The 7,324-nt window shown below is 70.8% G+C and carries 9 protein-coding genes; 3 read left to right on the plus strand and 6 right to left on the minus strand.

Annotated features, from left to right (window positions below):
* On the minus strand, positions 1-193 hold a 193-nt coding region (locus tag VF647_16845; GenBank protein ID HEX8453773.1), incomplete at its 3' end, for a hypothetical protein.
* Positions 190-789, minus strand: a complete 600-nt coding sequence (locus tag VF647_16850) for a hypothetical protein (GenBank protein ID HEX8453774.1) — start codon at positions 787-789, stop codon at positions 190-192. The genes VF647_16850 and VF647_16845, both read right to left, overlap by 4 nt.
* Before the next feature lie 189 nt (positions 790-978).
* On the opposite strand from VF647_16850, the gene VF647_16855 reads away from it, so the two are divergent.
* The gene (locus VF647_16855) at positions 979-1,368 is read left to right on the plus strand and encodes a hypothetical protein (protein ID HEX8453775.1); all 390 of its coding nucleotides are present in this window, start codon (positions 979-981) and stop codon (positions 1,366-1,368) included.
* Positions 1,369-1,468: 100 nt separating this feature from the next.
* Here VF647_16855 and VF647_16860 read toward each other — a convergent pair whose 3' ends face one another.
* Positions 1,469-2,671 carry a hypothetical protein gene (locus VF647_16860; GenBank protein ID HEX8453776.1) on the minus strand — a complete coding sequence of 401 codons (1,203 nt, stop codon included), beginning with the start codon at positions 2,669-2,671 and terminating at the stop codon, positions 1,469-1,471.
* Positions 2,672-2,878: 207 nt separating this feature from the next.
* Between VF647_16860 and VF647_16865 the strand changes: the two genes are divergently transcribed.
* Positions 2,879-4,579, plus strand: coding sequence for a PAS domain-containing sensor histidine kinase (locus VF647_16865; protein ID HEX8453777.1), 1,701 nt, complete (start codon positions 2,879-2,881; stop codon positions 4,577-4,579).
* Here the strand turns inward: VF647_16865 and VF647_16870 are convergent.
* Together VF647_16870 and VF647_16875 are read right to left on the minus strand one after the other, a co-directional pair.
* Complete coding sequence (locus tag VF647_16870; protein HEX8453778.1) at positions 4,551-5,351, minus strand: hypothetical protein; 801 nt, start codon at positions 5,349-5,351, stop codon at positions 4,551-4,553. The genes VF647_16865 and VF647_16870 overlap by 29 nt on opposite strands.
* A 2-nt stretch (positions 5,352-5,353) precedes the next feature.
* Positions 5,354-5,851: a DUF6036 family nucleotidyltransferase gene (locus VF647_16875; protein ID HEX8453779.1), complete on the minus strand. Its 498-nt coding sequence runs from the start codon at positions 5,849-5,851 to the stop codon at positions 5,354-5,356.
* Between the two features lie 155 nt (positions 5,852-6,006).
* Here VF647_16875 and VF647_16880 point away from each other — a divergent pair, with 155 nt between their 5' ends.
* The gene (locus tag VF647_16880) at positions 6,007-6,561 is read left to right on the plus strand and encodes an outer membrane beta-barrel protein (GenBank protein ID HEX8453780.1); all 555 of its coding nucleotides are present in this window, start codon (positions 6,007-6,009) and stop codon (positions 6,559-6,561) included.
* Between the two features lie 354 nt (positions 6,562-6,915).
* Here the strand turns inward: VF647_16880 and VF647_16885 are convergent.
* Positions 6,916-7,324 (minus strand): phosphoenolpyruvate carboxylase (locus VF647_16885; GenBank protein HEX8453781.1); only part of this gene is annotated, 409 nt, incomplete at its 5' end.

Below are 7,324 nucleotides of genomic sequence, written 5' to 3' on the forward strand. Positions count from 1 at the left end.
CATCATCCGGGGCGTCCCATCGCCCGCGCAGCCGGGGATCGGTCCGCGGGCTGAAGTAGAGCGCGCCGGCGGCGGTGCGGTGGATGCGGCACAGGATGGAGCCGGCGGGGATCTCGCCGATCGCGAGCGGGCGGTGGCTCAGATCCGCGGGTGGCAGGGGCGGCGGCCCGGGGAGGGACGCGCCGCTCGTCATCCCAGGTGCTCGCCGTGCCGGGCGGCGATTCCGACCGCGGCGTCCACCTCGCCGTCCCGAAGCAGGTCGAGCGCGCTCCGTCCGCCGTGGAGCCGGGAGGGCGCCAGGAGCACGCTCAGCTTCGCCCAGGGGCTCGCCTCGGTAAAGGCGGCGAGGAACTGGCCCAGCCCGCGCGGAACGCCATCCTCGGTGAACTGGCAGGCGGGGTAGACCTCCTCGCCGTTGGGACGCGGGACGGCCAGGAGCGTCCCGCGCACCCGGCGGGCGTGGATCGCGGCTCGGCTCACGCCCATCCGCTCCGCGACCTCGCTGATCCGCAGCATCCCGCCGGCCTTTTCGATGAGCCGCTCCCGCGCGGCCACACCCCGCACGCGCGCGGCCGCGAGCGGATCGCCGGGCGCGTCGAGCACCAGGGCATGCGACAGTGTCTCCGCCACGGCACCCAACGAGCTCTGTTCCGCCAGCACGGACGCGATTACGGAGATCTCCGCGTTCCGGGCCACGTTCTGGACGATGCGGTTCATGCGCGTCTCGAACGCATCGCGCATGCGCGTCTCCGCGTCCACTGGCCGCGCCTCCGCTGGAACTATGGACATCCTGCACCCCCCCTCCGTCGGACGAAAACCACGTTAGCACCGTAGAATGTACCGGTGCTCTGATAATAGTGTCAACGCCATTGTCGGTGGGCCGATACCGTCCTTCGCCGATCCGCGTTGCGCCCTCACGCGGTTCGGAGCATGTTGGACCACTCACGACGGGACCACAACGCCGACCCGGAGGCCTGCATGAAGCTGCTCGCCCTACTCCGCCGTTCTTCGGCAGTGCTCGCCTTAGCGGTGGCGGCGGGCGCGTGCGCTACGACCTCGTCCGCGCGTGAGGGCAGCGAGGGCGAAGATGCGCCGACCGTCGAGATCGAGGTGGTGAACAATTCCGTCCCCTCGTACGACCGGACGGTGTATCTGCTCGGCATCGGGGGCTCACGGCGCTTGCTCGGCCGGGTGGCGGCGAACGCGACGACGACGCTGCGCTTCCGCGGGCATACGGGGTCGGACCGGTACCAGCTGCAGGGGCGCCCGCTAGGGAACGGGTCGACCGTGACCTCGCCGCCGTTCACCCTCGACGCGAACGGGGTCCGCTGGAGCGTGCAGGCGAACATCGTGGTGCTCGTCCGCTGAGGGCGGGTGCCGGCCAGGCGACACCAAACGTGGCAAGCACGGAACACCCCCGGCACTCGCGCGAGAGCCGGGGGTGTTCTGGCGCCGGGATGGCCGCGCGTCAGCTTTCGATGCGCACCGGCACCGGCGTGCTGGTGGAGACGGTGGTGCCGTCGCCAAGCTGGCCGAACTCGTTCGTCCCCCAGCAGTACAGCCGCGAATCGGTGGTGATGCCGCACGTGTGCCGCGCCGCCGCGCTGACCTCCTTCCACCGAAGCCCTCCGCCTACGGGGGAGGGAAAGGGCGTGTAGCGCTCAGCCGTGGCGGGGCTGCCGAGCTGGCCCGCGGTGTTCAATCCCCAGCAGTACGCCGTCCCGTCCGTGGCCACCGCGCAGCTATGGTACCATCCGACGCTCAGCGTCTTGAACCGCAGGCCGCCGGTCACCTGCACCGGCGTCGTGCTCCCCGTTGCTCCGCCGTTGCCCAGCGCCCCGGAAGTTCCCGCGCCCCAGCACCAGGCGCTGCCATCGGCCGCGAGCGCGCAGCTATGGAACGAGCCGGTTCCCACGCGCGTGAACTGCAGCGGCGAGGCGATGCGGGTGGGCGCGGCGGCGGCGATCTGCGTGCCGTTTCCCAGCTCGCCCGCCCCATTTTCGCCCCAGCAGTAGACGGAGCCGTCGCTGATGGCGCACTGGTGCTGATAGAGCCGGAAGGTGGGCTTGGTGGCCGGCCCCCCGGAGGTCACGATCGTCTGATAGTGGCTGAAGCTGTCGAAGCGCGGGGCCGACGCGATGGCCACGAAGCCGTATCCGTCCGCCGAGCGCGCGCCGCACGTCGCCCCGCCTTCCGGAACGATCCCGCATGGGCCCGCCGTGCCGGCGCTCACCGCCGACCACCGCGCGCCGGCGAGGAGGGTGGGGGTGGGCGTGCCCTGGTTGACGGGGCCGGTCGCGTTGATCGCCTGATTCACTCCCCAGCAGTAGACGGCGGCCTCGGCGGTGGTGCCGCAGGTGTACGCGGTTCCCACGGCGATGGTGCGAAATCGCACGTCGCCGGTCACCCGCCGCTGCGCGGTGGTGTCTGGCGACAGCGTCGCGTTGGGCGCACGCACGGTCCCGTTGCCGAGCTCGCCGGCCGAGTTGAGTCCGCCCCAGCAGTATGCCTCGCCGCCGGTGGTGAGGGCGCAGCTGTGCGCGGCCTCCGACCCCACGCTGACCGACGCGAACTTCGGCTCGCCCGGATCGTTGTCGAAGATCGCGTCACAGCCGGTGAGGGAAAGGGAGAGCGCCGCGGCCGCGGCGAACGACGAAATCTTGTTGAGCATGTCTCGGCCTGCCTGGGTGATTGCCGCGCGCCCGGCGAATCGGCCGGGATGTACAAGAACGTGCGAGCCGCCCGGGGACGGACGCCTTTCCAACGTTACGCCCGGCGTGGTGCCGTGTCTATCGTCCGGCGCGGCAGGGGCGCAGGCGAGCTTTGTGCGTTGCCCCGGCGCGCCAAGCTCGCGAAGGACGATCTCCACATCACGCACATGCACTCTCCGATCTCCGCCACGACGCGCGAACGCATCCACGACACGCTCTTTCCCGCCGCGGGCGAGATGGGGCCGCTGTGCCGGGGCAAGGACTGGGCGGCGTCGCCGCTGGGGCCCGTGGAGGAGTGGCCGGAGAGCCTGAAGACGGCGGCGGGGCTGGTGCTGCGGCAGGGGATCGCGATGAACCTCTGCTGGGGGCCGGACCTGCTCCAGATCTACAACGACAGCTACCGCGTCATCATGGGCGACAAGCACCCGGCGGGGCTGGGTCGCTCGGTGCTCTGGAGCTGGGCCGAGATCAGCGGGGAGATCGCCCCCCTCTTCGAGCGCGTCTTCCAGGGCGAGACGGTGTACTTCGAGGACCTCCTCCTGCGCGTGGAGCGCCACGGCGACGTGGAGGACGCGTACTTCACCTTCTCGTACAGCCCCATCGTGGTGGAGTCGGGGGAGATCGGCGCGGCGCTGATCAATTGCTACGAGACGACGCGCCAGGTACGCGCCCGCGCCCTGCAGGCGGAGCGCGACCGCCTCTTCGAGGAGCTGCGCGTGGAGCGCGCGCGGCTGGAATACGTCTTCCAGCGCGCCCCCGCCTTCCTGGCCGTGCTGCGCGGGCCCGACCACGTCTTCGAGCTGGCCAACGACGCGTACTACGGAGTCGTGGGCCACCGCGAGCTGATGGGGAAGCCGGTGCGCGAGGCGCTCCCCGAGGTCGTGGAGCAGGGGTTCGTGGCGCTCCTCGACCACGTGCTGGAGAGCGGCGAGCCACACATCGGGCGCGAGATCCCCATCCAGCTCGCCCGCTCGCCCGGCGGCGCGCCCGAGGAGCGGTACCTGGACTTCTCCTACCTTCCGCTGCTGGAGGCGGACGGCACCCGCTCCGGCATCATCGCGCACGGCACCGACGTCACCGAGCAGGTCCTTGCCCGGCGCGAGGTGGAGCGGCTGCTGCGGGAGAGCGAGCGGGCGCGCGCCGAGTCCGAGGCCGCGCGCGCCGAGGCGGAGACGGCGAACCGCGCCAAGGCGGACTTCCTGGCGTCGATGAGCCACGAGCTGCGCACTCCGCTCAACGCCATCGGCGGCTACGTGGACCTGGTGGACATGGGGATCCACGGCTCGGTGACGCCGGCGCAGCACGCGGCGCTCGCGCGGGTCAAGGCGAGCCAGCAGCACCTTCTCACCCTGATCAACGACGTACTCGCCTTCGCCAAGGTGGAGGCGGGGCAGATCGAGCTGGACGTGCGGCCGCTCGCCGCGCGCGAGATCCTCACCAGCGTCGAGCCGCTCGTGGCGCCGCTGGCCCAAGCGAAGAGGATCGAGCTTTCCATTGAGGATTGCGACGCGTCGCTCCGCGTGCTGGCGGACCGCGAGCGGGCGCGGCAGATCGTGCTGAACCTGGTGGCGAACGCGGTCAAGTTCACGCCCGCCGGGGGGTGGATCAGGCTGGGGTGCGAGGCGGATGGCGCGCGCGTGGCGATCCGCGTGCGCGACAACGGGCCGGGGATCGCGCCGGAGCAGCAGCAGAACATCTTCGACCCCTTCATCCAGGTGGACCGCCGCCTCAGCAACCCGCGCGAGGGGGTGGGCCTGGGCCTCGCCATCAGCCGCGATCTCGCCCGCGCCATGGGCGGCGAGCTGGACGTCACCAGCGCGCCCGGTGCGGGGAGCACCTTTACGCTGCGGCTTCCGGCGGAGAAGTAGGGCTGTCTTCGGCTGGGCGGGTCCCAGTCAGCGCCGGCGGGTACGCATCGAGCCACGTCGCGATCCGCCGCGGCAGGACGACGGCGCTCTTCGCTCCCGAGCGCACGGATTCCGCGAGTCCCCGCGCGTAAAGGCGTGTGACGGCCTCGTGCGTGGCGGCGTACGTAGCGCCCGTGACGCGGGCGAGCTCCGCGATGCTGCGGGGCTTTTCGCGCAACGCCTCTACGACCTGCCCCTCCAGGGACGCACCGATCAGTGCGCGAACCCGCAGCTCCGGGCAGTGCTTCAGTATCCAGCGGATCGGGCGGATGGCCGCGGTTTTAAGGCTGACCTCATCGTGCCAGAGCCCCCAGCGCGAAAAGATCGGGAGCGACTGCTCGCGCGCGAAAGCGGCGAGGACCGGATTCTCCGCGATCCTGTCGAAGAGCACCCGCGGCTCATCGAGCGGCCTGCAGTACCGCTGCGCCGCCACCAGGCGATCCGACGCGGCGACCTCGTTCGCCACCGCGAGCATCGCTCCCGCCACCGCCGAACCGACCTCACCGAGCTTTTCCACGATCCGCCCGAGGCGCCGCACGTCCACCAGCGTGTGGTGCACACCGATCCAGCTCGCCGCGACGAAGAAGAGCCGGTGATCGGCCGGCGCCAGACCCGCCGTGCGCCCGATCAGCGACTCGATGTCGACCGGGTACGCCGCCAGCGGAACCGAGAACCCCGCGCCGACACGCTTCCACTCGGCGGAGAGGTGCTGGATCTCCATCTGCGCGTCCATGTTCACGCGTCCAGGTAGAGCTGCATGCGGAGCGCGCGGTCGGGCCGGGTACGGGCGATGCGGCCGAGCTGCCCGCGGACGAACGCGATCTCCTCCTCCACCGGGGCCATCGCCGAGATGTCGTCGAGGTCCTGGGCACGCAGCGCGAAGCACTTCATCACCAGCAGATCGAGCCGTCCCAGCCTCCTGACGCAGAGGTTGGCGAACACCCCGACCTCCTCCAGCCGGTCCAGGAAGTCAGGCGGAAGCACGTCGGCCCACGCCTTCACGCCATCGTTGAGCCACGCAGCCGGAAGGTCGCGCTCCTCCGCCACGAGCGCGAGCACGTCTTCCAGGTCGGCCAGCTTGGGGGTGGAGTGGATCACGTCGCCGTCCTCGGTGCCGCGGTCGATGTACCCGGCCAGGATCAGCGCGGCGCCGCCCGCCAGCACGATCTCCGTGCCGGGGGCGCAGAGCGTTCCGAGCCGCTCGAGTGCCTGGATGAGCTCGCTGCGTTCCATGACTCGAACTATATACTTTTTCCTTTACTCTGCACAAGCTGCCCGGCGGCGTAGTGGCGCCGTGCTTGCGGGGTGGCGCAGAGGGCTGTAAATGACGATGCGTCATTACGGGTGGGGCGTCGTCCCCGCCGACTCAACCATCGACCACAGAGACCATGCGCAGACTGATTCCGCTATTTGCAGCGGTGGCGCTGACCGCCGCCGCCGCGCCCGTGAACGCGCAGACCGGCTTCGCGCTGAAGGGGCACTTCCTCTTCAACGAGAGCACCGCCAAGGGCGCCGACCGCGACCAGGAGACCCCCTCGGAGGACGGCTTCTCGATCGGCGCGGAGGTGGTGCTGCCGATGAAGATCGGCATCGGCGTGAGCGCGTACGCCAACGGACGCGCGCGTGAGGCGGACGTGGAGACGCAGAGCTTCGGGATGCTGGCCGAGGCGAACTACTTCCTGGACCTGCCGGCGATCCCCATCACGCCGTACGCCGGGGTGCACGCGGGGCTCGGGCGCTACACCTACGACGACCTCGGCGACGCGACGCCGGAGATCGAGGACAGCCGCACGCAGCTCGGCTTCCAGGTCGGCCTGCGCCTGCAGCTGACCCGGATGTTCGGCATCGACGCGCAGTACCGCCGCATGAGCGACTCCGCCTCGAACGACCAGAGCCCGGATCTGGAGCGCAACCACGTGCTGGTGGGGGTGACGCTGTTCTGAGGGAGGTGATCGATCCCGGCGGTTGAAACCGCTGCAACAACCGCGGGAAACCGGGGGCTGAAGCCCCCGGCTGGAACCACGGGAAGACCGCTGAAGCGGTCTCGCGCGCCGCAGGTTGCGGTGCAGCGTCGGGCACGGGCGCGATGAATCGCGCCCCTACCAGGCATCCGCGGTAGGCACGGAGTTCTCCCCCTCACCCGCCCTGCGCCCCCGCAGGCGGGGGAGGGGGTCGGGGGGAGGGGGCCCTCTGCGCAGCACCAACCTCCGCCCCCTCTCTCGATAACGGCGAGGGCGGAGCCCTCTCCTGTTATCGGGAGAGGGGGCAGCGAGGAACGAGCGGGGGTGAGGGCCCCCTCACCCCGTGTTCCGCAGCCCCGCCGAGATCCCGTTGATCGTTCCCGCCAGCGCGTAGTTCAGCTCGTCGCTCTCCTCGCCGGCGCGCTTGCGGCGCAGGAGGCCGACCTGGATGAGCGACATCGGGTCGACGTACGGGTTGCGCAGGCGGATGGAGCGCGCGAGGACCGGGTTCTCCTCCAGGAGCCGCGTCTGGCCGGTGGCGAGCAGGATCATGCGGCGGGTGCGCTCGAACTCGTCGGCGACGAGGGTGAAGACGCGGTTCCGCAGCTCCGCGTCCGGCACCAGCTCGGAGTAGCGGTGGGCGATGGAGAGGTCGGCCTTGGCCATCCCCATCTCCACGTTGCGCACGAGGTCGTGGAAGAGGGGGAAGGCGGCCATCATCTCGCGCAGCAGCGCTTCGCCGCCG

Origin of the sequence: Longimicrobium sp., assembly GCA_036387335.1 — a bacterium.
Taxonomy (GTDB): domain Bacteria; phylum Gemmatimonadota; class Gemmatimonadetes; order Longimicrobiales; family Longimicrobiaceae; genus Longimicrobium.

Coding starts and splice junctions, on each gene's coding strand:
- VF647_16850 (HEX8453774.1), bottom strand. CDS start 789: ATGTCCATAGTTCCAGCGGAGGCGCGGCCAGTGGACGCGGAGACGCGC.
- VF647_16855 (HEX8453775.1), top strand. CDS start 979: ATGAAGCTGCTCGCCCTACTCCGCCGTTCTTCGGCAGTGCTCGCCTTA.
- VF647_16860 (HEX8453776.1), bottom strand. CDS start 2,671: ATGCTCAACAAGATTTCGTCGTTCGCCGCGGCCGCGGCGCTCTCCCTT.
- VF647_16865 (HEX8453777.1), top strand. CDS start 2,879: ATGCACTCTCCGATCTCCGCCACGACGCGCGAACGCATCCACGACACG.
- VF647_16870 (HEX8453778.1), bottom strand. CDS start 5,351: ATGGACGCGCAGATGGAGATCCAGCACCTCTCCGCCGAGTGGAAGCGT.
- VF647_16875 (HEX8453779.1), bottom strand. CDS start 5,851: ATGGAACGCAGCGAGCTCATCCAGGCACTCGAGCGGCTCGGAACGCTC.
- VF647_16880 (HEX8453780.1), top strand. CDS start 6,007: ATGCGCAGACTGATTCCGCTATTTGCAGCGGTGGCGCTGACCGCCGCC.